This is a genomic window from Blautia sp. MCC283, from assembly GCF_018785565.1.
Lineage (GTDB): Bacteria > Bacillota > Clostridia > Lachnospirales > Lachnospiraceae > Blautia_A.
Window position 1 is genome coordinate 143,604 of record NZ_WQQB01000069.1, and the last position, 22,707, is coordinate 166,310.

Consider the following 22,707-nt stretch of genomic DNA (forward strand, 5'->3'; position numbering starts at 1 on the left):
ACTTCCAGAACAAAAGATACTATATATGTATTATCAAAAAACTGACAAAGGAGAATCGTTATGGCGCGTGCAGCAAGACAGAGAAGAGAAAACGAACTGCCCTACATTCCGTTTGGGCCATTTCAGGTTCGTCTTCCCTTTATTCATTACAAACTTGAGTCCGTAGAATTTATCCAGGGCCTGATCCTTGGCGTTACGGCACTTGCGGCTGTCCCTTATCTGGAACAGTATCTGGGACTGCCTTATGAGCTGGCATGGAGCTGTGTCATCATAGAGACCATGCTGTATATGCTACACAGTTTACTTGGTGATCCGGTAGTTCCCGGATGGATCACGCCGACCCTTCCGCTGACTATCGTATTTCTGGAAGGCTTTCCCCTGGGAAAAGAGCGTATCCAGGCAATGATCGCCTTGCAGATGCTGGTTGGTCTTGTGTTCATATTTATGGGCGTTACCAAACTTGCGGATAAATTTGTCCATGCTGTACCGGATTCCGTCAAGGGTGGAATCCTTCTTGCAGCGCCGGTTACGGTTATGGCAGGTCAGCTGGGAGAGGGCGGCAATATGCACAAATATCCCTTGGCGATCGTCGCAGGTGTTGGCCTTCTGATCCTGATCAGTTTTTCGGATAAATACCAGGAGAAGAGAAAGAACAATAAATTTCTGGATCTTGTTGCCCGCTATGGAAACCTTTTCCCGTATCTGATCGCCATGGTAGTTGGCCTTCTTGTGGGGGAGCTGGACAAACCGGGATTAGAGATTGGAACTTTTATCAAGATCCCGCAGTTTAAAGAGATCATCTCACAGGTAAGTATTTTCGGTGTGGGAATCCCGCCGCTTTCCATGTTTATCAAAGCGCTTCCTCTGGCACTTGTATGCTATGTTATCGCATTTGGTGATTTTGTTACCACAGAAACCCTGGTTACTGAGGCACGTCAGTCCAGAGATGATGAGTACATTGATTTCAATTCCAGCCGTTCCAACCTGGTCAGCGGACTTCGAAATCTGATTCTTTCCATCATCGCACCGTTCCCGCCCCTTTCCGGTCCGTTATGGGTTGGCATGACCGTATCTGTCTCCATCCGTTACAAAGAAGGAAAGAAAGCCATGAAGTCTCTTCTTGGCGGTATGGCGTCCTTCCGTATTGCAACTTTCTTAAGTGTGCTGATCATTCCAGTTGTAAGTTTCTTCCGCCCGATCTTCGGAGTTGGTTCTTCCATCACTCTGATGTTCCAGGCCTTTGTCTGTGCAAGGATCGGTATGGATTACTGTAAGACAGACCGTGACAAGATGATCGCAGGTGTTATGGCTGCTGTCCTTGCAACCCAGGGAACTGCATGGGCATCTGCATGGGCTCTGGCTGTTGGTTTCGGACTGAATATCTTCCTTTCCAACTGGGACCCAAGGAAAAAATCACAGGAAAATGTCATTGAGGAAAAAACTGAGAAATAATAAGTAAAGCGATAAAAGAAAATAGGAACTGCACTGGATGGGTCAGCGCAGTTCCTATTTTTGTCATGAGATTTGTTTTTGTTACAAAATAGATTTGCTATTATGGGATTAAAGCGGATAAAATCATCCGCATTTGCTATTTGGTTAAATTTGTTACATTAATTGGGATTAAAATTTGGTCTATAATTCACGTTCTTTCTTAAACGAAGCCGTAGATCCTTTCAATGGGAGGTTACAGGATCACAGGCTTTTGTGGATAATGTCAAGAACCTGTTCAAGCTCGTTGACATTGATCTGCCCCGGTGCGGAAGCTTTTGTAGCGGCACCGAAGGTAAGGGCGGAACCAAAGGTTTCGCCAGTGAGACGGCTGACAACACCGGTTCCTGCCATGGACATGGTAATGATCGGGCGGTCGGCGAACTGCTCGGACATTTCCAGTGTTGCACTTAAAAGGGTAAGTACGTCCTGTTTGCTCTTAGGCATAACAGCCATCTTCGGGATATCTGCGCCATAATCCTGCATCATGCGGAGACGGCGCACGATCTCATCTTTCTCAGGAGTTGCATCAAAATCATGGTTGGAAGCGATGACTTTTACGCCATAGCTGTGAGCTTCCTGGATCATGCTTTTTACGATCTCTTCGCCTGTGAAGGCTTCTACATCAATGAAATCTACATAGCCGCTTTTTGCAACAGCCATGTTGAGGGCTTTGTAATCTTCGCTGGAGATTGCTTTTTCTCCGCCTTCCTTTGCAGTACGGAAGGTAAAGAGGATCGGAGTGTCCTTTAAAACGGTCTGGAGATCTTTTGCCACATCAAGAACTTTGTCTGTGTCAAAAACATTCTCGAACCAGTCCACACGCCATTCTACAACATCCACCGGGATTCTTTCGAAGGTTCCTGCTTCAAGAAGGATATCCTCCTTTGTCTGTCCAACGATCGGGACACAGATCTTCGGTCTGCCCTCTCCGATTGTGATATTTCTTACCTGAACTGTTTTCATAATGGTCCTTTCCGATACGGATGGGATTTTATCAGTCATCGTATCTGATATTAAGAATCTCTTTCATATGCTCGATCGGCATCGGCTCGCCGGTCCACAGTTCAAATGCAGCGGAGCCCTGGAAAAGCATCATGCCAAGGCCGTTCATTGTCTTGCAGCCAACTTCCTTTGCCATGGAACGCATAGTGGTTTCAAGAGGGGAGTATGGTACGTCAACAACGATAAGCTCCGGACGGAAATAAGATTTATCCGGGACAACGGACTGGCCTTCCAGCGGTTTCATTCCAACGCCTGTGGCATTTACAAAAATATAACTGTCAGCCATTTCTTTTTTCAGCTGGTCAAGGTCGGAGAGATCATAGAGAACTGAGTGGCTGGATGTTCTTGTGTTGATCTTTTCAACAGTAGATACGGCACGGTCCCAGAACTCATCCTTACGGTTAAAGATCACGATCTCGCCTACACCGTCAAGTGCAGCCTGGATCTCAATAGCAGTAGCAGCACCGCCTGCGCCTACGATGGTCATTTTCTTTCCGATGGCGTCAATGTTGTTGTCTTTCAGTGCTGCCATAAATCCGATGCCATCTGTGATGTGGCCTGTAAGATGGCCGTGATCATTGACGATGGTGTTTACAGCACCGCACATTTCTGCTGCCGGTGAAAGCTCGTCAAGGTACTGGCCTACCAGAGTCTTGTTCGGCATGGAAACGTTGGAACCTCTCATTTTCAGAGTACGGATGGCTTTTACAGCATCCTCGATCTCATCTGCGCCAACTTCAAATGCAAGGTATGCATAGTCATAGCCAAGCTTTGCAAAAGCTTCGTTCTGCATGGCAGGAGAGCTGGAGTGACGGATCGGATAAGCCATAAGACCGATGAGCTCTGTGTGTCCTGTGATTCTTTCTGACATGGTAATAACTCCTCTCATTGGTAAAAATCTTGGGTAACTTTTTTAAAACCTCCCGCCACATCAGTCTGAAGAAGTTGCGGATGTTCTTCGGACGGCTGCAGCGGGAGGAAGACGTGGAAAATCTATAGACACTCCGTGGAGCGGACTTTATAACATATGAAAATGCCCGTCAGGAGGTTATAGCGATGATATTAAAGGTATCCTCTCTGCTCGAGAATGGTAAGGATGTTACGTCCTTCCTGGGTACCGTCAATGATTCTTCTTGCTCTCTGGCTGTCGCCGATGTTCATGATCTCAACATCCTCAGAAGAAAATTCTTCTGCAAGGCTCTGGTAAAGCTGTCCCTGGGCTCTCATTCCGAGACATACGAAACCGTATTCAAATGGAATCTCATAAGGCTCGCCGTCACCTTTTACAAGGAAGGAAGAATCCTTAACCTCAAGGAGAGCAGTTTTTGTAAGCTGATGTACATTGTGTTTTTTCATCATGGCCTTTGTGTCGTTCTTGCTTACCGGATCAAGGTCACGTCCGATCTGATCCATCATCTCAACGATAGAGATGTCTGCATTTCTGTCTGCGAAGAATTCCACAACATCAAGACCTACAGCACCGCCGCCTACGACAACGACTTTTTTGCCTTCCAGATCCTTTGGAAAATCATTAATGTGGTTGATCATACCAAGAATAGAATAAATATTATAGTCCTCGTTGTCAATACGATCCTTCAGTCCTGCGATCGGAGGCAGAAGAGGAGCGGAACCGGTGGAACTTACGATGATATTCGGATGGAACTTGCGAATGTTCTCCGGTGTTCCTTCTGTATTTGTGAAGATATAAAGGTTCTCAAGCTGCTCTGCGCGGTGCATGAGATAGTGCGGGAAATCAGCCAGACGGTTCTTTGCAGGGATTTTTGAGATCAGAGATGCAAGTCCGCCAAGCTCGCTGCCTTTTTCCAGAAGGAAGGTGTTGCAGCCAACCTCTGCGGCTGTGCAGGCAGCTTCCAGTCCGGCAGTACCACCGCCGATAACAACCACGTTGCAGTTTTTGTTTACATGCAGTTTCTTATATACATCGCCCTCAAGAACAGACGGGTTTACGGTACAGCGGATCGGACGGTTTACACCGATACGGTTTCCGGCGCATCCAACGTTACAGGAGATACATTTGCGGAGATCGCACTCATGCCCTGTGGCAACTTTGTTTACCCATGCAGGATCAGCGATAAGGCCGCGTCCCATACCGATAAGATCTGCGTCGCCGTCAGCGAGGATTCTCTCGGCAACTTTCGGGTCACGGATGTTACCCATGGAAATACACGGTTTGTTGAATTTTTCTTTTACAGCTTTTGCCATGTAGGAACGCCATCCATCCGGAAGATAGTTTGCGTCGATCTGGTACTGGATGGAACCGTTGAGACCGCAGGAAACGTCGAAGATATCAACTTCTTCCTGAAGGTAATCCAGATATTCCAGAGTATCATCAAGTGTGTTTCCACCTTCCATCAGCTCATCTGCACTGAGACGGAGCATGATCGGAAAGAATGGTCCGACCTGTTTTCTTACCTCGTCGATGACCATGCGGCAGAAACGGGTACGGTTCTCAACAGATCCGCCGAACTCGTCGGTACGCTTGTTTGTGATCGGGGAAAGGAACTGGCTGATCAGGTAGGAATGTCCTGCGTGGATCTCTACTGCGTCAAAACCGGCTGTCTGTGCACGTTTTGCAGCCTCGCCGTATTTCTTTACAATGTGAAGGATCTCTTCTCTGGAAAGAGGACGCGGGATCTCGCCGCCTTCTTTTGACGGAACATCAGATGCGGAAACCGGCTGCATGTTGATCCTGGAAGAAATTGCGGAAGCTCCTGCATGGTTGATCTGGATCGCGATCTTTGTTCCATATCTGTGGATGTTCTCACAGAATTTGAAAAGACGTGGAAGATAGTTGTCATGATCGATACGAAGCTGGGTAGTACCGTTGGAACCTTGCGGGGAATCGATGCTTGCGTTCTCTACGATAATGAGGCCTGTGCCACCCTTTGCACGCTGCTCATAGTAGTTGATATGAAGAAAACTCATTTCGCCGTTCTGCTCACCGTAGTTGGTACCCATCGGCATCATAACAATACGGTTCTTAATAGTCATATTTTTAACGGTTAAAGGGGAAAAAATATGCGGATAATCATTCTTCATCTGGAAAAACCTCCCTGGTTATTTTTTAATAGAATCGTTTGTTTGTGTTAATTATATAACAAAAATATCTATAAAACTAATTCATAATACCAGTAATATAATAAAAATAATCTATAGATTTTTAGTGGATGGAAAGTGACTGGAAAATAGTGCAGGATTCCAGGGTTTACATACAGGACTTTAGCGTGTTATCATAACAAATAAAAAAGATACAGAATGCGGGGAGACGGGGCAGATATCCGTAATTTATATTTGCTGCTGCAGGTGGTTAAATATAAGATCGTATTACCGTGTACTGTATAAAGACAGGAGATAGAAAAATGGAATTCTGGGATATTTACGATGCAGATAAGAAACCGACGGGACGTACCATGAAACGGAATGACTGGTGTCTGAAAGATGGAGAATATCATCTGACAGTCCTTGGCGTGGTTGCAAGGCCGGATAAAACCTTTCTGATCACCAAACGTGTGATGACAAAAGCCTGGGCTCCGGGCTGGTGGGAAGTTTCCGGTGGCGCTGCCCAGGCAGGTGAGGGATCCAGGGAGGCAGTGTTCCGTGAAGTAAAAGAAGAGACAGGACTGGATGTAAGAGAGGCAGAGGGAGGATATCTTTTTACCTATAAAAGAGAGAATCCTGGTGAGGGAGATAATTATTTTGTGGATGTGTACCGTTTTGTGATGGATGTGCAGGATAAGGATCTGGAACTTCAGACTGAAGAAACAGACGGATATATGTTTGCAACTCTGGATCAGATCAGGGCGTTTGCGGCTGAGGGAAAATTCCTGCATTATGACAGCATTAAGAGGGCATTTGAGTTCTGAGAGAAGCTGAGTATGATGAACTTAAGCTGTGTCTGGGTCCTGCTGAAAGTTGCTTACTGTTTGTGTGAGAGCAAAACGATGATCGTGGCAATGGGAAATATAAGAATTTCTGACTGATTTTCTATACAGATATAAAACAAGTGTTGTTTTCTGTGGATTTTTATTTTTAAAAACGTTGTTTTCTGCCTTGTTTTAGAAGAATTGTATTGACATTAAAATGGATAAATAGTAAAATTTATCGTAGGGAAATTGTAAGCCGGATGAACAAAATCCGGCTTATCGAATATTAAATCGATTGAAAAAACTATGGTATTGATTTTGACAATGCCATATTACGAAATTTTTGAAAGCGAGGAATCATCATGGCAGATGAACATAAAGACCAGATCAGAATCGTACAGGAGACCGTAGCCGGTAAGGAGATCACATTTGCCCATATCATGGGTGGTCCGGCACCGATCATATATCAGAAGCTTGGACTGAATCCACAGGTGGACTATGGATCATCTGCGATCGGAATCATGAATATGACACCTTCCGAGTCTGCTGTGATTGCATCCGATATCGCAGTGAAGAGTGGTAATGTATATCTTGGTTTTGCAGACCGTTTTACAGGAACTCTGATCATAACGGGAGAGATTTCCGATGTGCAGACAGCAATGGAAGAAATCGTGGACTATTTCCGTGATACCCTGGGATATGTGGTTTGCAAGATCACCAAGAGATAAGGAAGTGCACCATGGAAGAAAGGATAACGAAGGAAGAACTGCTGGAGCGGCTGTTTCATGATGATTATGAGAACCTTAAGGGAAAAAGACTTCGACTGACCCGGGTGCGTGTACCTGGAAAAGAGCTTTCTTTTGCACATGTTTTTACACCAAGTGATAAATCTGTCTATGAGAATCTTGCGTTACATATCGGTGTTCATGAAGGCGAGGACCATAGAGGAGATGCGATCGGTATGGTCAGAGTCACACCCTGGGAGGCGATCGTAGTTGCGGCAGATGTTGCAGTGAAGGCAGCTCACGTGGAAGTAGGATTTATGGATCGTTTCTGTGGAACGCTGATTCTGACAGGCGGTTTTACGGAAGTGATGACAGCTGTGGAAGAAGTGGTGCGTTTTTTCCATGAGACATTGAAGTTTGATGTCTGTGAGATCCACAGAAGCTGAGGCAGGACGGGATAATAAATGAAAAAAATTTTTCTGATGGGTCGAAGTGAAGCCGGCAAGACATCCCTGACACAGGCACTTAAAGGGGAAGAACTTCATTATCATAAAACCCAGTATACCAACACAAATGAAGATACCATTGATTCACCGGGAGAATATGCGGAGTCCAAGCATTTCAGCGTGGGGCTAGCCTGTTTCTCTTTTGAGGCAGATGTGATCGCCATTGTACAGGCGGCTAATGAGCCATTTAACCTGTTCAGTGACGGAAGCAGGAATTTCCTTCTCCGCCCGCTGATCGGGATCATCACCAAGGTGGATTCTCCCCATGCAAATATCCCCATGGTCAGACAGTGGATGGAGAACATGGGCTGTGAGAGAATCTTCATGGTAAACAATAAAACAAGAGAAGGAATCAGTGAGCTGATGGATTACCTGAAAGATGATCTTCCGAAGCTTACACTGGAACAGGCGAAATTCAAGCAGAGTCTTGGACTGAATGAATGGGATCCCATGCCGGAGGGAGTGGAATATCCGGAATCGATACGGTAAGGTTGGGACATGACATTAACCGGATCAAGCAGTTATTCGGTTATGAGCAAGTAACGAATGCGGATGATTTTATCCGCTTGACTTACAGATAATTAAGAAATTAAATGCAGAACATGGCTGGATGGATGTTCTGCATTTTTTTGTAATAAGTCTCCACCAGCGGATGATTGTTTTTCACAATCCTGCAGGGGACTTCCCTGATTCGGTTAATTAATACATTGAATAACAAAAAGAGAATGCCTGATATAAGATTTTTTCTATAATGGGAAATTACAAAGAAAGAAGGTATATATATTATGAGAGAAGTAAAAGCAGTGACCATCACAAAAGAGGAATTCGCGCCATACGGAACATTTTATGACATGACTCATCCCGACGGATATCCACTTCAGGGCGAGATCCACAAATTCTATCCGGACCGCATTTCCGGAACAGCCATGGGCAGCATGGCATTTTCACCCATCGAAGTAAAAAAGGACGATCGGATCGTAAAATGTGCAGAGTATCACACAACCACCTGGGAAGGTATCGTAGCGCTGGACGACGATATGATCATCCACGTAGCCCCTGCATCCGCCGGAACCCCTGTCCCACAGCTCGCAAAAGCATTCCTCGTACCAAAAGGTTCCATGGTAAAGATCAACGCTGCAATCTGGCACTTATGCCCTCTGCCGGCAAACAATGAAGTACTCCACGCCATGATCATTTTGCCGGAATGCACTTATGCAAACGACTGTACAGTGGTGGAGTTTGAGGAGAAGGACTGGTTTAAGATCGTGACAGACTGAGGGAATTTTATGAGTGAAACTGAAGAAATCATGTCTGCATGCAGTCTCTGTCCAAGAGACTGTCATGTAGACAGAAATGCCGGTAAAAAAGGATTCTGCGGGGAAGATAAAACGGTTTATCTTGCGAGAGCGGCACTTCATATGTGGGAAGAACCTTGTATTTCCGGAAAGAAAGGATCCGGGGCAGTGTTTTTTTCCGGTTGCGGACTGAGGTGCTGCTTCTGTCAGAACCATGATATTGCCATTGGAAGCAGAGGATTGGCGGTAACGGTAGAGCGTTTAAGTGAAATTTTTCTGGAATTGCAAGAAAAAGGTGCCGCCAATATCAATCTGGTGACGGGAGCACATTATGTTCCACAGATTGTTCAGGCGCTGGATCAGGCCCGTATGGAAGGAATGGATCTTCCGGTTGTATATAATTCCAGCGGTTACGAAAAGACTGAAACACTGAAAATGCTGGAAGGGTATGTAGATATTTATCTTCCGGATATGAAGTATATGGAAACAGATCTGGCAGAAAAATATTCTCATGCGGCAGACTATCCGGATATTGCAAAGGCAGCTGTTGCGGAAATGGTGAGACAGACAGGTCCATGTGAATTCGGAGCAGATGGTTATATCCGAAGGGGAACGATCGTCCGGCACCTGATCCTGCCGGGACATACCAGAAATTCAAGGGAAGTTCTGAACTACCTTCATGAAACTTATGGAGAAAATATTTATATCAGCATCATGAACCAGTATACACCAGTAAGAAAATTTGAAAAGTTTAAAGAGCTGAACAGAAAAGTAACAAAGCGGGAATATGAAAAAGTTCTGGATGCTGCGGTAGATATGGGAATTCAAAATGGATTTATCCAGGAGGGGGAAACTGCTTCCGAAAGTTTCATTCCGGAATTCGATTATGAAGGGGTGAAAAAAAATACCCCATAAATGGAAGGAGGCCGGTACTTTCGTACCGGCGCGTATGAAAAAGAAAAATATTATAGAAAGCTCATCGCCTTCTATGGCTAATAATATACAGGAAAAATGTGAAGAAAGTGTGACTAAGATTTGAAATAAATGTGAAAAAATGCGATTTATGACGCAAATATGACAAAATATGCTTGCAGTGAAATGGATATGAGTAAAAAGTGAAAGAGATCCGCGAATGTCCGATCGAGGGCGGCGGGAAACAAAAACCGGAGAAATGGGAAAAACCCATGTTTCTCCGGTTATATTTTTTATCAGAATTTTTTCCAGGTTTCCCGGAGGAAAAGAATCAGAATCGGGAACAGCTCCAGTCGTCCGGCAAGCATGTCAAAAGAGAGAACCAGCTTGGACAGGGGAGAAAAGATCCCGAAGTTTCCGGTAGGGCCGATCAGGGAAAGACCGGGGCCTACATTGTTCAGTGTAGTTGCTACAGCAGTGAAGTTTGTCACGAGGTCAAATTCGTCAAAACTGATGAGAAAAATAGATACGGCCATCAGCATAAGGTAAACAATCATATAAATATTGGTGGCACGCATTACTTCGTGTGATACCGCTTTTCCGTCCATTTTGATCTTTTTTACCGCATTGGGATGCAGATAAAGATGCAGTTCCTTGCGGACGGATTTTGCAAGAAGCAGAAGACGGGAAATCTTGATTCCGCCGCCTGTACTGCCAGCACAGGCACCACAGAAGGTAAGCAGTACCAGAATCGTTCTGGATACCGCAGGCCACTGGTTAAAATCCGTAGTGGCATAACCGGTGGTGGTGATAATAGAACCAACCTGGAAAAATGCCTGTTGAAGTGCTTCCCACACATTGTCAAACAGATGTCGGACATTGAATGTGATCATCAGGGCAGAAGCGATGATCACAAAGAAGTAGCAGCGGACCTCTTCAGATTTCAATGCCTGAGAAAACTTCCTGGTGAGAAGAAGAAAATAGACATTGAAGTTAACGCCAAACAGGATCATAAAGATAGTGATGACGATCTGAATATATAAGCTGTAACTTCCCATACTGTCGGATTTGATTCCGAACCCACCGGTTCCGGCAGTTCCAAATGCTGCACAGAGACTGTCATAAAGCGGCATTCCGCCAAGCAACAGAAAGATGATCAGTGCAATTGTGAGAGCAATGTAAATTTTGTACAGGACTTTGGCGGTTGACTGAACTTTTGGAAGGAGTTTTCCTACGGAAGGTCCGGGGCTTTCTGCCTTCATAAGGTTCATATGATAGCCGCCTGCAAGCGGAAGCAGTGTCAGGATAAATACCAGAACACCCATACCACCGATCCAGTGGGAAAAACATCTCCAGATATTGATGCTGTAAGGCATCTGTGATGGATCGGAGAGAATACTGGAACCGGTTGTAGTGAAACCGGAAACAATCTCAAAAAAAGCATCAATGGGATTCGGGATAGCCCCGCTGAGCACAAACGGAACAGCACCGACAATACTGAGGACGATCCAGCTTAAAGCAGTAGTCACAAGGCCTTCACGGGAGTAAAACGCTTTCTTGGACGGTTTGCGGCTGACCAGTGGAACACCGATCGCCAGGCATGCCAGAATTGTGATCAGGAAGGCAATACCGGATTTTTCGCGGTAGATAAGGGCAGTGATGCCGGGAACCAGCATACAGACAGCCTCCACATTCATGATCCATCCCAGGATATAAATAATAATCGAATAATTCATTTGGCAGTACCTCTATTTTTCAAGTATATCTGTGATGTCGCGAAGCCCCTTGTGAGTGGTTACGATGATCACGGTATCTCCCACCTGGATCATATCCTGACCACGGGGAATGCGGATGCGGCCGTTGCGGTTCAGGCATCCCACCAGAAGATTCTTGCGGAGATTCAGCTCTGCAAGAGGGATATAAGTTACGGCAGATTCCTCACGGATCGCAAATTCCAGTGCTTCTGCATTGCCATCCAGAATATGATAAAGAGTTTCTACATTGCTGCCGATGCTGTTCTGAGTGGCGCGGACATACTGCAGGATATAATCAGCAGTGATATTTTTCGGGTAGATGACACTTCCGATATCCAGGGAGTCGATGACATCATCAAATTCCAGACGGTTGACCTTAGCAACCAGCTTGGCATCGGAGATGCTTTTGGCAAAGAGGGCAAGAAATACATTCTCCTCATCCAGATTCGTCAGTGTGACAAAGGATTCGGACTCGGAAAGTCCTTCTTCGAGAAGAAGAGAACGGTTTGTTCCGTCACCATTGATGATAGTCGCATCCGGAAGCAGTTCGCTTAAGTGCTCGCAGCGATTTTTGTTCTGCTCGATGATCTTGACACCGATCTTCATATCAAGAAGTGCGTGTGCAAGATAGTAGGAAATGGTTCCACCACCTACAATGATACAGTTTTTGACCTGATTGGTCTTGAGACCGATCTTACGGAAAAATGCCGCTGCATTAAGCGGAGAGGCCAGAATGGAAACCATATCTCCGTCGTGTATAATGTGATCACCACCAGGAATGGATACATTGTCACGGCTCTCGATCGCGCAGACCAGAATATCACTTCGGAAAGCATCTGAGATCTGGGAAACGCTCATTCCGTCCAGCTTGAATTCCGGGAGAACTTTAAACTTGAGAAGTTCTACACGGCCACGAGCAAAGGTGTCAATCTTGATCGCAGATGGAAAACGGAGAAGCCGTGAAATTTCCTGGGCAGCGGCAAGCTCCGGATTAATGATCATGGTAACACCAAGACGTTCTTTGATGAAGCCGATTTCTTTTTCATAAATGGGGTTACGGACGCGGGCGATAGTCTGGCAGTGGTTGGCCTTCTGCGCGATCAGACAGCAGAGAAGGTTCAGCTCGTCAGAAGCGGTAACTGCGATCAGGATATCTGCAGTATCAACACCTGCCTCCATTAAAGTATTGATGCTGGCACCGTTACCGACGATTCCCATAGCGTCGATATTTTCGCAGAGATCATTGATCTTGTCGGCGATAACGTCGACAAGAGTGATATCAATATCCTCTGCCTGAAGCTGCTCTGCAAGATTTCTACCGACTTTTCCGCAGCCTACAATAATTACCTGCATAATTTCCTCCTTCAATAGCCGGTCAGGGCTACAAATCATAAGTAAAAGCGCCCATCCGTGTAAAGATAGGCAAGGATATTATAGCATTGTATATCTGATTTTTAAACAGTAATATTTTCCTGTATTTATAGAAAAAAATGATGGAAAGATAGAGATTTGTGAAGGAAAGTGGACATTACTGTTTTCACAAGTTTAAAAAACTGTCATAAAATATAGCGTGATCATGAATGAAAGGATTTCGCTTATGGATCGATTTCAGATGAATCGTTCAGGGTGCCGGCCATATCAGTATACCTGTGGCATGAATGGCGGAATGGCAGCCAGGAACGATCGTTCATCTTCAGATATGGCAAATCACGGTAACCAGAACGGGAACTATTGCAACAGCATGAAGAAAAATATGCCGAAGGAAACCTGTGGATGCAAAATGCCGGGAACCGGAAACAGCGCTGACCAGGAGATGTATTCGCATCTTAAACATCTGGTTCCGGCAATGGCTTATGTGCCATGCCAGGAATTTGCGCCTACGTTTGAGCTGAAAAAAGCGCTTCAGGTTGGAACAATCTTTCCTGAGCTTTGCAAGCCGTTCTGCGGCAGGAGAGGAGGCCGTAGATGATGTCCGGAAACTGTACTTCAAAAAAAGAACTGTTACAGTCCATTGATCAGGTAAGTTTTGCTATTGATGATCTTCTTCTTTTCCTGGATACACATCCAGGGGAAAAACGGGCGCTGGAGTATTTCAGCGAACTTTCTGCCAGAAGAAATGAACTTCTGGAAAAATATGCAAAACTTTATGGTCCGTTGACCATCGATACCGGAAACGACAGCAATCTTAACTCCTGGCAGTGGATGGAGCAGCCGTTTCCGTGGGAACAGGAAGGAGGGTGCAGATAGTTATGTGGAATTATGAAAAAAGACTCCAGTATCCTGTAAATATCAAAACGCCCAATGCAAAACTGGCACAGTTCATCTCTAGCCAGTACGGCGGTCCCGATGGCGAAATAGGCGCTTCCATGAGGTATCTTTCCCAGAGATTTACTGCGCCGAACCGGATGGTCGCGGCGGTGCTGAATGATGTGGGAACGGAAGAATTAGCTCATTTGGAAATTGTATCCACCATTGTCCATCAGCTGACAAAGGATCTTTCTATGGAAGAAATCGAGAACAGCGGACTTGGGCCGTATTATATTGACCACACGGTGGGAATCTGGCCGCAGGCTGCAGGTGGAGTGCCCTTTAATGCCTGCGAATTCCAGAGTAAGGGTGATCCGATCACGGATCTGTTTGAAGATCTGGCAGCAGAACAGAAGGCACGCTCCACCTACGATAATATCCTCCGGGTGGTGAAAAATATCCCGGAGGTTGCAGATCCCATCCGTTTCCTTCGGGCAAGAGAGGTAGTCCATTTCCAGCGTTTCGGTGAAGCACTGAGATCCGTGCAGGAGCAGCTGGATGCCAAAAATTTCTATGCCTTTAACCCGAGCTTTGATGCTCCGTGCAAAGCCTCCTGTGAAGAGTGATGGATCAGAGAAAAAATCTGTCTGACAGGAATCATATCTGAAATAAAAAGAGCTGCACAGCCGGCAGGGATCCTGCGGCTGTGCAGCTTTGAATTTGTTTTTGGGAAAAAGATGTTTGTAACCTGCATTTCTTGTTATGCGTCTTTTTTATCGTCTTTATGCAGATTCTTCTGTGCTGTGGAAAGCATAAGCTTGATCCTGTTCAGCTGATTTACTTCACTGGCACCTGGATCGTAGTCGATGGCAACAATGTTGGCTTCCGGATGCTCACGGCGAACTTCCTTGATGACACCTTTTCCTACGATGTGGTTCGGCAGGCATCCAAAAGGCTGGATGCAGACGATGTTCGGGACACCGCCGTGGATGAGTTCCATCATCTCTCCGGTCAGGAACCATCCTTCACCGGTCTGATTTCCGGCAGAAACGATGGGCGCAGCCATTTTTGCAAGATCACGGATATCTGCGGCCGGTGTAAAGTGGCGGCTCTGCTCCAGAGCCTCATTTGCTGTTTTTCTCAGCCAGTCGATGGCTCTGAGACCAAGATTTGCGATGGTTGCCTTGGATTTCTTGAATCCAAGCTTTTCAACCTTGAAATTCTGGTTGTAGAAGCAGTAGCAGATAAAGTCAATAAGATCCGGAACAACCGGTTCTGCCCCTTCTGCCTCTAGAAGATCTGCCAGGTGGTTGTTGGCAGCAGGCAGGAACTTGACAAGGATCTCACCTACGATACCAACGCGAGGCTTTTTCTCATCGGAGATCGGGATCGTATCAAAATCATGGACCATCTCACGGCACATTTTTTTGAAGGTACCATGGCTGACGCTGCTGCCTGTTACGAAGGCAATGACGCGCTGCTCCCAGATTTTGTGCTTGCGGTTTACGATACCCTTTTCCAGCTCGTAAGGACGCATGCGATATACGCATTTCATCAGGATATCACCGAATACGGCACCGTAAACGATACGCCTGATCAGCGGCAGTGTCAGCTTAAAGCCAGGGTTGCTTTCCAGTCCGCTTAAGTTGAGGGAGATAACCGGAATCTGTTCCATGCCGGCTTTTTTCAGAGCACGGCGGATGAATGCGATATAGTTGGAGGCACGGCAGCCGCCGCCTGTCTGAGACATGATGACTGCAGTTTTGTTCAGGTCATATTTGCCGGAAAGAAGAGCATCCATGATCTGTCCCACAACCATCAGGGACGGATAGCAGGCATCGTTGTTTACATATTTAAGGCCCACATCAACAGCATGCTTGTTGTCGTTGGGGAGGACTTCCAGGTTATAGCCGGATGCTTTAAAAGCAGCCTCAAAGATTCCGAAGTGGAATGGAGACATCTGCGGGCAGAGAATGGTGTACTCCTTACGCATCTGCTTGGTAAAGGATATCTTCTCAATGGAAGCCGGATTGATGTTCCTTTTTTTATTCTGTGCCTGTTTTGCACGGATAGCAGCGATCAGGGAACGGATACGGATCCTTGCCGCACCCAGGTTGTTGACCTCATCGATTTTCAGGCAGGTGTAGATCTTGTCACTTCCATCCAGGATCTCATAAACCTCATCGGTGGTAACGGCATCAAGTCCGCATCCGAAGGAATTCAGCTGGATCAGATCCAGATCCTCTCTTGTTTTTACAAAATTTGCGGCAGAGTAGAGACGGGAGTGATACATCCACTGGTCGTTGACACGGATGGGACGCTCCAGATGTCCAAGGTGTGCAACGGAGTCTTCGGTAAATACGGCGATTCCGTAGCTGTTGATCATATCCGGGATACCGTGGTGGATTTCCGGGTCAATATGGTATGGACGGCCTGCAAGAACGATTCCGCGGCGTCCGGTTTCTTTCAGGTACTGCAGGGTTTCTTCACCCTTTTTCTGGATATCCGTATGTACGGCTGCAAGTTCTTCCCAAGCCTTGTGGGCAGCAGCTTTGACCTCGGCGGCAGGTATATCCTGGAATTCTTCCACAAGGCGGTTTGTAAGGATCTCCTCGGAAGTAAATGCCAGGAACGGGTTGCGGAAAGTGATGGACGGATCGTTAAGTTCGTCCACATTGTTCTTGATGTTTTCCGCATAGGAAGTAACGATCGGGCAGTTATAATGGTTGACTGCATCCGGGAACTCGTTGCGCTCGTAAGGGATGCACGGATAGAAGATAAACTTCACACCGTTACGGATCAGCCATGTGACATGTCCGTGAGCAAGTTTTGCAGGATAGCATTCGGACTCACTTGGGATGGACTCGATACCCAGCTCATAGATCTTACGTGTGGAAGTCGGAGAAAGCACCACCTGGTATTTCAGTTCGGTAAAGAAAGTATACCAGAACGGGTAATTCTCAAACATGTTCAGAACACGAGGGATACCGACCTGTCCACGGGATGCCTTGTCTGCGGAAAGTGGCTCGTAGGAAAAAATTCTCTTATATTTATAGTCGAAAAGGTTCGGGATATGATCCTTGTTCTTTTCTTTTCCAAGTCCGCGCTCACAGCGGTTTCCACTGATATATTTGCGGCCGCCGGAGAATTTGTTGATGGTCAGACGGCAGTTGTTGGTACATCCGCGGCAGTTCGCCATGGAGGTGGTGTACTGCAGGCTGTTGATCTGATCAATGGAAAGCATGGAAGTTTTTTCACCCTCCTGATAGCGTTCCCTTGCGATCAGAGCGGCACCGAAGGCACCCATGATTCCGGCGATATCCGGGCGGATAGCCTGACAGTTGGCAATTTTCTCAAAACTGCGGAGAACCGCGTCATTGTAGAAGGTACCACCCTGTACAACGATGTGTTTGCCAAGCTCGGAAGCATCGGAAACCTTGATAACTTTGTAGAGGGCGTTTTTGATAACGGAGTAGGCAAGACCAGCGGAGATATCGGAAACTTCGGCGCCTTCTTTCTGTGCCTGCTTAACCTTGGAGTTCATAAATACAGTACAGCGTGTTCCAAGATCAATAGGATGTTTTGCAAAAAGAGCTGCTTTTGCAAAGTCCTGTACGGTGTAGTTCAGGGATTTTGCGAAAGTCTCGATAAAGGAACCACAACCGGAGGAACATGCCTCGTTAAGCTGTACACTGTCTACCGTCTGGTTACGGATCTTGATGCATTTCATATCCTGACCGCCGATATCCAGGATGCAGTCTACTTCCGGATCAAAGAAAGCAGCTGCATAGTAATGGGAAACAGTCTCAACCTCACCTTCATCAAGAAGAAGAGCCGCTTTGATCAGGGCCTCGCCGTAACCGGTGGAGCAGGAAAAGGCAATCTCGGCGTCTTCCGGAAGGAGTTCATAGATCTCCTGGATGGAACCGATGGTGGTCTTCAGCGGATTTCCGTTATTATTGCTGTAGAATGAGTACAGAAGTGTTCCGTCTTCGCCTACCAGTGCAGTTTTGGTGGTGGTGGAACCGGCGTCGATTCCCAGGAAACATTTTCCCTTATATGTAGAAAGGTCGCCTGTTTTTACCTTGTAGGCGCTCTGGCGGTCATGGAAGGCCTGATAGTCCTCCTCTGTGGCAAAAAGCGGCTCCATACGTTCTACCTCAAAGTCCAGTTTGATGGTGGTACGCATGCGTTCCTTCAGTTCAACCAGAGATACGGTTACGTCTTGCTTCGCGTTGAGGGCGGAGCCGATGGCTGCGAACAGATGGGAATTGTCCGGCGCGATAATGTGTTCGTCATCCAGCTTCAGGGTGCGGATAAAAGCGGTCTTCAGTTCGGAAAGGAAGTGAAGCGGGCCGCCCAGGAATGCAACGTGTCCGCGGATCGGTTTACCGCAGGCAAGACCGGAGATGGTCTGGTTGACAACTGCCTGGAAAATGGAAGCGGAAAGGTCTTCCTTGGTTGCTCCGTCGTTGATCAGCGGCTGGATATCTGTCTTTGCGAAAACACCGCAGCGTGCCGCAATGGGATAAAGTGCCTTGTAATGTTTGGCGTATTCATTGAGGCCCGGTGCATCGGTCTGGAGAAGAGATGCCATCTGGTCAATGAAGGAACCGGTACCGCCGGCACAGATACCATTCATACGCTGCTCTACATTTCCGTTTTCGAAATAGATGATCTTGGCATCCTCGCCTCCAAGCTCGATAGCAACATCCGTCTTTGGTGCCAGCTTCTGCAGGGAAGTGGATACGGCGATAACCTCCTGTACAAAAGGTACTTCCAGATGATTGGCAAGTGTCAGTCCGCCGGAACCTGTAATGACCGGACAGAGTGTCAGTTCACCAAGCTGATCCTCAGCTTTCTGAAGAAGATCTGCAAGGGTTTCCTGGATATTTGCAAAATGTCTCTCATAGTCGGAGAAGACAAGTGTATCGTTTTCGTCTAAGATCGCAATCTTAACAGTGGTGGAACCAATGTCAATTCCAAGTGTGTGTTTCTTCATAAAAAATTGATTTCCTCCTCGTTGTATCTATACAGGGGTTGCCCGACTCTGACATTTCTGTCAGATGGGAGTTGTTTCTTCTTATTATAAAGGATTTTTAAGCGAATATCCTATATTATACGATATCGTTTAAAAAATGGCAATGTAAAAGTTTAACAATCAGTAGCAGGAAAGAAAAAAATGTGTTATGATATTGACTAAAAGTTTTGAAAGATATCTGCATCGGCAGCTGGTTATGGCTGTATCTGCGACGCAGATGCCGGGCAGAGACAACTTTAAAATATTTTTAGAAGGGAAATGAAATGGCAGAATATAAACTGATCACAACAGAAGGAAGAGCGAAAAGGGGCGAGTTTAAGACGGTCCACGGAACGATCCAGACTCCTGTTTTTATGAATGTAGGAACAATTGCAGCAATTAAAGGTGCAGTTTCCACTGTGGATCTTCATGAGATCGGTACACAGGTAGAGCTGTCCAATACCTATCATCTTCATGTGCGCCCTGGCGACAAGGTGGTAAAGCAACTGGGAGGTCTTCATGAATTTATGAACTGGGACAGACCAATCCTTACCGATTCCGGCGGATTCCAGGTGTTTTCGCTGGCGAAGCTTCGTAAGATCAAGGAAGAGGGCGTGTATTTTAACTCTCATATCGATGGTCATAAGATTTTTATGGGACCGGAGCAGAGCATGCAGATCCAGTCAAATCTGGCTTCTACCATTGCAATGGCCTTTGATGAATGTCCGAGCAGTGTGGCGGAGAGGGATTATGTGCAGAAATCTGTAGCGCGTACTACCCGCTGGCTTAAGAGATGTAAGGATGAGATGGCACGTCTGAACAGCCTTCCGGATACCATCAACAAGGATCAGCTTCTTTTTGGTATCAACCAGGGTGCTGTTTATGAGGATATCCGTATTGAGCATGCACAGGCGATCGCAGAGATGGATCTGGATGGTTATGCGGTTGGTGGCCTGGCAGTTGGTGAGAGCCATGAGGAGATGTACCGGATCCTGGATGAGGTAGTTCCGCATCTGCCGCAGAACAAGCCGACGTATCTGATGGGGGTTGGTACTCCGGCAAACATTCTGGAGGGTGTTGAGCGAGGTATTGATTTCTTTGACTGTGTATATCCGAGCCGCAACGGTCGTCATGGCCATGTGTATACCAACCATGGCAAGATGAATCTTTTTAATGCGAAATATGAACTGGATTCCAAACCGATCGATGAGGAATGCCAGTGTCCGACCTGCCGTCATTACAGCAGGGCATATATCCGTCATCTTCTGAAAGCGAAGGAGATGCTTGGTATGAGGCTTTGTGTGCTGCATAATCTTTATTTCTACAATCATATGATGGAAGAGATCCGGGATGCTCTGGATGCGGGGAATTTTGCGGCTTATAAGAAGATGCGTCTGGAAGGGTTTGAGGAAGGTAAGATTAACGGGAACCGGTAGTTTTTATTTATAAAATTTGCGTAAATTACTTTGATTTTATAAGAAAACGCTTGAAGGTTTTTTGGTTTTTGTGTATGATAGTACGAAGTGACATTTTTTATAGTGGCGGGAGCTGCTATAGGTCAGAAACGGCGGGTAACCGCATAAGAAGAATTGATTTTAGCAGGAGGAATTTGGAATGATCGCATCATCTACAGCAGCAGCTGGCGGACTTAGCGCGGGTCTTGGTATTGTCTGGATCGTAGTTCTGTTTGGAATTATGTATTTTATGATGATCCGTCCGCAGAAGAAGGAGCAGAAGAGAACTCAGACTATGTTGAACAGCATGGAGGTTGGTGACAGTGTTGTTACTACCAGTGGTTTTTATGGTGTTGTTATTGATATGACTGAGGAAGATGTTATTGTTGAGTTTGGTAATAATAAGAATTGCCGTATTCCTATGAGGAAGCAGGCGATTGCTGAGGTTGAGAAGGCTGATCAGGCTTCTGCTTGATGACTTTTTTGGCAATAACGTGAATATGGGAAGGCACTGCGTTTTTTTGACGTGGTGTCTTTTTTTGTGCAGAAGGGACGCCGGGGAAGGGGATGCTGTCTGGTCTGCGGCTTCGTCGGGGGCTGGTTCTAGGGCGCCGGGATTCTGCTAAAACCGTTTTCCAAAAGTCCGAACTCGCGGCGTGACGCCGCTCAGACAGCGGACTTTTGAAAAACAACGCAGATTCCCGCCGCCCAAGTACCAGCTCCCCTCCTGCAGAAGCAGAGCCAGCCAGCATCCCCTTCCCCGGCTGACTTTCGGCAGCGTGAGGGTGATCAAGGGACGGCTGAGGCGCTGCGCTGTCAGCCTGAGGTTGGATGTGAGGTTGTGTTGTTAGATTGGGATTGGAGTGTGGCTGAGGCGCGGTGCTGTCAGCTTTAATTTGGGATGTGACAAATGTAATATTGTATAGAAATAAGTGGATTTTTGATGTAATTCATGCAATAATGGTATTACTATCAGAAATGAGAGTGACGGTTACTGCAGAATATTATAAAATTACAAATAAGAATGAATTTTCAGAAAGGGGTCGGGTTTATGGGTCTTATCAGAGCGGCTGTTGGCGCAGCAGGGGGTACGATGGCGGATCAGTGGAAGGAGTTTTTTTACTGTGAGGCTATGGATAAAGAAGTGATGGTGGTGAAGGGTACGAAGCGTACATCATCCAGGTCTTCCAATAAGAGAGGCAGCGACAATATCATTACCAGCGGAAGTGGGATTGCAGTTGCAGATGGTCAGTGTATGATGATCGTGGAGCAGGGGAAAGTTGTGGATATCTGTGCAGATCCAGGTGAGTATACTTATGATGCTTCCACAGAGCCGAGTATTTTTGCGGGAAGTCTTGGGGAAGGTATCCGCAGGACTTTCCAGACCATCGGTAAGCGTTTTGTGTTCGGTGGTGATACGGGTAAGGATCAGAGGGTATATTATTTTAATACCAAGGAGCTTGTGGATAACAAATTTGGCACGGCTACTCCGATCCCGTTCCGTGTGGTAGATTCCAGGATCGGACTTGATATTGATGTTGCAGTGCGCTGTCATGGAGTATATTCCTATCGGATCGCGGACCCGCTTCTTTTTTATACCAATGTGTGTGGGAATGTAGAGCGGGAATACACGAGAGAGGAGCTGGATGGACAGCTGAAAACGGAGTTTGTCAGCGCACTGCAGCCGGCTTTTGGCCGTCTTTCTGAGATGGAGCTTCGTCCGAATCAGATCGTGACCCACAACACGGAGCTTGAGAATGCCATGAATGAGGTTCTTTCAGCGAAGTGGGCAGAGCTTCGGGGCTTAAAAGTCGTAAGTGTTGCGCTGGGCTCGGTTACACTTCCGGATGAGGACGCCGAGATGATCAAGCAGGCCCAGCGCACGGCTATGATGCGTGATCCTTCGATGGCTGCAGCCACACTGACTGGTGCTCAGGCGGATGCCATGAAGGCTGCGGCTTCCAATTCCGCCGGGGCTATGACTGGTTTTATGGGCATGGGGATGGCTGCCAGCGCAGGGGGCCTGAATGCTCAGCAGCTTTTTGAAATGGGACAGAAGCGTGAGGCACAGGCAGCGCAGAACAACGTACAGACTCAGCCAAAGATCCGGCCGGCAGCAGGCGGAGATTCCTGGACTTGCAGTTGTGGTGCGGTTTCTACGGGTAAGTTCTGTCCGGAGTGTGGGGCACCGCGTCCGGTGGAGGACAGCTGGACTTGTTCCTGCGGTACAGTGAATAAAGGGAAGTTTTGTACGAACTGTGGAGCGAAGAGGCCGGAGAAGAAGTTGAGGTATCGTTGCAGCAGGTGTGGATGGGAACCGGCTGATCCGGAGAATCCACCGAAGTTCTGCCCGGAGTGCGGGGATCCGTTCGGACCGGAGGATGCTGTATAAATCACAAAATGGAGAAGGTCAGGAG

19 protein-coding genes are annotated in these 22,707 nt (G+C 46.7%); 13 read left to right on the plus strand and 6 right to left on the minus strand.

Translation table 11 applies throughout. The features are described from left to right. Positions 1-60 precede the first annotated feature (60 nt). Positions 61-1,452: a hypothetical protein gene (locus tag GPK81_RS17160; protein WP_021977230.1), complete on the plus strand. Its 1,392-nt coding sequence runs from the start codon at positions 61-63 to the stop codon at positions 1,450-1,452. A 240-nt stretch (positions 1,453-1,692) separates the two neighbouring features. Here the strand turns inward: GPK81_RS17160 and aroD are convergent, their stop codons facing one another. The 3 genes from aroD to GPK81_RS17175 all read right to left on the minus strand — a co-directional run bounded on the left by aroD (position 1,693) and on the right by GPK81_RS17175 (position 5,553). Next, positions 1,693-2,454 carry a type I 3-dehydroquinate dehydratase gene (gene aroD / locus GPK81_RS17165; protein ID WP_021977229.1) on the minus strand — a complete coding sequence of 254 codons (762 nt, stop codon included), beginning with the start codon at positions 2,452-2,454 and terminating at the stop codon, positions 1,693-1,695. Between the two features lie 31 nt (positions 2,455-2,485). Continuing rightward, on the minus strand, positions 2,486-3,364 hold the full coding sequence (locus tag GPK81_RS17170; protein WP_215707397.1) for a shikimate dehydrogenase: 879 nt from the start codon (positions 3,362-3,364) through the stop codon (positions 2,486-2,488). 191 nt (positions 3,365-3,555) lie between these two features. Next, positions 3,556-5,553: an oxidoreductase gene (locus GPK81_RS17175; RefSeq protein WP_215707398.1), complete on the minus strand. Its 1,998-nt coding sequence runs from the start codon at positions 5,551-5,553 to the stop codon at positions 3,556-3,558. 320 nt (positions 5,554-5,873) lie between these two features. Here GPK81_RS17175 and GPK81_RS17180 point away from each other — a divergent pair, with 320 nt between their 5' ends. From GPK81_RS17180 to GPK81_RS17205, 6 genes are all read left to right on the plus strand, one after another. After that, positions 5,874-6,377: an NUDIX hydrolase gene (locus tag GPK81_RS17180; RefSeq protein WP_215707399.1), complete on the plus strand. Its 504-nt coding sequence runs from the start codon at positions 5,874-5,876 to the stop codon at positions 6,375-6,377. Between the two features lie 362 nt (positions 6,378-6,739). Continuing rightward, on the plus strand, positions 6,740-7,105 hold the full coding sequence (locus GPK81_RS17185; protein WP_021977225.1) for a BMC domain-containing protein: 366 nt from the start codon (positions 6,740-6,742) through the stop codon (positions 7,103-7,105). An 11-nt stretch (positions 7,106-7,116) separates the two neighbouring features. After that, positions 7,117-7,548 (plus strand): BMC domain-containing protein, encoded by a 432-nt coding sequence (locus GPK81_RS17190; protein WP_021977224.1) that lies wholly within the window; start codon positions 7,117-7,119, stop codon positions 7,546-7,548. A gap of 18 nt (positions 7,549-7,566) precedes the next feature. Further along, a complete protein-coding gene (locus tag GPK81_RS17195) occupies positions 7,567-8,097 on the plus strand; it encodes a EutP/PduV family microcompartment system protein (protein WP_021977223.1) in 531 nt (176 codons plus the stop codon). A gap of 296 nt (positions 8,098-8,393) precedes the next feature. After that, positions 8,394-8,885, plus strand: coding sequence for a DUF4867 family protein (locus tag GPK81_RS17200; protein ID WP_021977222.1), 492 nt, complete (start codon positions 8,394-8,396; stop codon positions 8,883-8,885). A gap of 9 nt (positions 8,886-8,894) precedes the next feature. Further along, complete coding sequence (locus tag GPK81_RS17205; protein ID WP_021977221.1) at positions 8,895-9,818, plus strand: radical SAM protein; 924 nt, start codon at positions 8,895-8,897, stop codon at positions 9,816-9,818. A gap of 293 nt (positions 9,819-10,111) precedes the next feature. Here the strand turns inward: GPK81_RS17205 and GPK81_RS17210 are convergent, their stop codons facing one another. Both GPK81_RS17210 and trkA read right to left on the minus strand, forming a co-directional pair. Further along, positions 10,112-11,551: a TrkH family potassium uptake protein gene (locus tag GPK81_RS17210; RefSeq protein WP_021977220.1), complete on the minus strand. Its 1,440-nt coding sequence runs from the start codon at positions 11,549-11,551 to the stop codon at positions 10,112-10,114. A 12-nt stretch (positions 11,552-11,563) separates the two neighbouring features. Beyond that, positions 11,564-12,922 (minus strand): Trk system potassium transporter TrkA, encoded by a 1,359-nt coding sequence (trkA, locus tag GPK81_RS17215; RefSeq protein WP_215707400.1) that lies wholly within the window; start codon positions 12,920-12,922, stop codon positions 11,564-11,566. A gap of 244 nt (positions 12,923-13,166) precedes the next feature. On the opposite strand from trkA, the gene GPK81_RS18110 reads away from it, so the two are divergent. The 3 genes from GPK81_RS18110 to GPK81_RS17230 are packed head-to-tail and all read left to right on the plus strand — an operon-like array spanning position 13,167 to position 14,442. Beyond that, positions 13,167-13,538, plus strand: a complete 372-nt coding sequence (locus GPK81_RS18110) for a spore coat associated protein CotJA (protein WP_021977217.1) — start codon at positions 13,167-13,169, stop codon at positions 13,536-13,538. Further along, the gene (locus GPK81_RS17225; RefSeq protein ID WP_118062144.1) at positions 13,538-13,816 is read left to right on the plus strand and encodes a spore coat protein CotJB; all 279 of its coding nucleotides are present in this window, start codon (positions 13,538-13,540) and stop codon (positions 13,814-13,816) included. Before GPK81_RS18110 ends, GPK81_RS17225 begins: the two co-directional genes overlap by 1 nt. Positions 13,817-13,818: 2 nt before the next feature. Beyond that, positions 13,819-14,442: a manganese catalase family protein gene (locus GPK81_RS17230; protein ID WP_015527157.1), complete on the plus strand. Its 624-nt coding sequence runs from the start codon at positions 13,819-13,821 to the stop codon at positions 14,440-14,442. 134 nt (positions 14,443-14,576) lie between these two features. Here GPK81_RS17230 and GPK81_RS17235 read toward each other — a convergent pair whose 3' ends face one another. Beyond that, on the minus strand, positions 14,577-18,818 hold the full coding sequence (locus GPK81_RS17235) for a 2-hydroxyacyl-CoA dehydratase (RefSeq protein WP_118071053.1): 4,242 nt from the start codon (positions 18,816-18,818) through the stop codon (positions 14,577-14,579). 302 nt (positions 18,819-19,120) lie between these two features. Between GPK81_RS17235 and tgt the strand changes: the two genes are divergently transcribed. The 3 genes from tgt (at position 19,121) to GPK81_RS17250 (ending at position 22,682) form a co-directional block, all read left to right on the plus strand. Further along, on the plus strand, positions 19,121-20,272 hold the full coding sequence (gene tgt / locus GPK81_RS17240) for a tRNA guanosine(34) transglycosylase Tgt (protein ID WP_118071052.1): 1,152 nt from the start codon (positions 19,121-19,123) through the stop codon (positions 20,270-20,272). Between the two features lie 178 nt (positions 20,273-20,450). Then, entirely contained in the window at positions 20,451-20,765 is a 315-nt protein-coding gene (gene yajC / locus GPK81_RS17245) for a preprotein translocase subunit YajC (protein WP_015527154.1), read from the plus strand. A gap of 576 nt (positions 20,766-21,341) precedes the next feature. Then, complete coding sequence (locus GPK81_RS17250; protein WP_021976426.1) at positions 21,342-22,682, plus strand: SPFH domain-containing protein; 1,341 nt, start codon at positions 21,342-21,344, stop codon at positions 22,680-22,682. The last annotated feature ends 25 nt before the right edge of the window (positions 22,683-22,707 follow it).

What these genes read in the sequence shown, in the direction of transcription:
- aroD (WP_021977229.1), bottom strand. Translation starts at nt 2,454, where the DNA reads ATGAAAACAGTTCAGGTAAGAAATATCACAATCGGAGAGGGCAGACCG.
- GPK81_RS17170 (WP_215707397.1), bottom strand. Translation starts at nt 3,364, where the DNA reads ATGTCAGAAAGAATCACAGGACACACAGAGCTCATCGGTCTTATGGCT.
- tgt (WP_118071052.1), top strand. Translation starts at nt 19,121, where the DNA reads ATGGCAGAATATAAACTGATCACAACAGAAGGAAGAGCGAAAAGGGGC.
- GPK81_RS17160 (WP_021977230.1), top strand. Translation starts at nt 61, where the DNA reads ATGGCGCGTGCAGCAAGACAGAGAAGAGAAAACGAACTGCCCTACATT.
- GPK81_RS17210 (WP_021977220.1), bottom strand. Translation starts at nt 11,551, where the DNA reads ATGAATTATTCGATTATTATTTATATCCTGGGATGGATCATGAATGTG.
- yajC (WP_015527154.1), top strand. Translation starts at nt 20,451, where the DNA reads ATGATCGCATCATCTACAGCAGCAGCTGGCGGACTTAGCGCGGGTCTT.
- GPK81_RS17190 (WP_021977224.1), top strand. Translation starts at nt 7,117, where the DNA reads ATGGAAGAAAGGATAACGAAGGAAGAACTGCTGGAGCGGCTGTTTCAT.
- GPK81_RS17180 (WP_215707399.1), top strand. Translation starts at nt 5,874, where the DNA reads ATGGAATTCTGGGATATTTACGATGCAGATAAGAAACCGACGGGACGT.
- trkA (WP_215707400.1), bottom strand. Translation starts at nt 12,922, where the DNA reads ATGCAGGTAATTATTGTAGGCTGCGGAAAAGTCGGTAGAAATCTTGCA.
- GPK81_RS17185 (WP_021977225.1), top strand. Translation starts at nt 6,740, where the DNA reads ATGGCAGATGAACATAAAGACCAGATCAGAATCGTACAGGAGACCGTA.
- GPK81_RS17200 (WP_021977222.1), top strand. Translation starts at nt 8,394, where the DNA reads ATGAGAGAAGTAAAAGCAGTGACCATCACAAAAGAGGAATTCGCGCCA.
- GPK81_RS18110 (WP_021977217.1), top strand. Translation starts at nt 13,167, where the DNA reads ATGGATCGATTTCAGATGAATCGTTCAGGGTGCCGGCCATATCAGTAT.
- GPK81_RS17235 (WP_118071053.1), bottom strand. Translation starts at nt 18,818, where the DNA reads ATGAAGAAACACACACTTGGAATTGACATTGGTTCCACCACTGTTAAG.
- GPK81_RS17175 (WP_215707398.1), bottom strand. Translation starts at nt 5,553, where the DNA reads ATGAAGAATGATTATCCGCATATTTTTTCCCCTTTAACCGTTAAAAAT.
- GPK81_RS17195 (WP_021977223.1), top strand. Translation starts at nt 7,567, where the DNA reads ATGAAAAAAATTTTTCTGATGGGTCGAAGTGAAGCCGGCAAGACATCC.
- GPK81_RS17225 (WP_118062144.1), top strand. Translation starts at nt 13,538, where the DNA reads ATGTCCGGAAACTGTACTTCAAAAAAAGAACTGTTACAGTCCATTGAT.
- GPK81_RS17250 (WP_021976426.1), top strand. Translation starts at nt 21,342, where the DNA reads ATGGGTCTTATCAGAGCGGCTGTTGGCGCAGCAGGGGGTACGATGGCG.
- GPK81_RS17205 (WP_021977221.1), top strand. Translation starts at nt 8,895, where the DNA reads ATGAGTGAAACTGAAGAAATCATGTCTGCATGCAGTCTCTGTCCAAGA.
- GPK81_RS17230 (WP_015527157.1), top strand. Translation starts at nt 13,819, where the DNA reads ATGTGGAATTATGAAAAAAGACTCCAGTATCCTGTAAATATCAAAACG.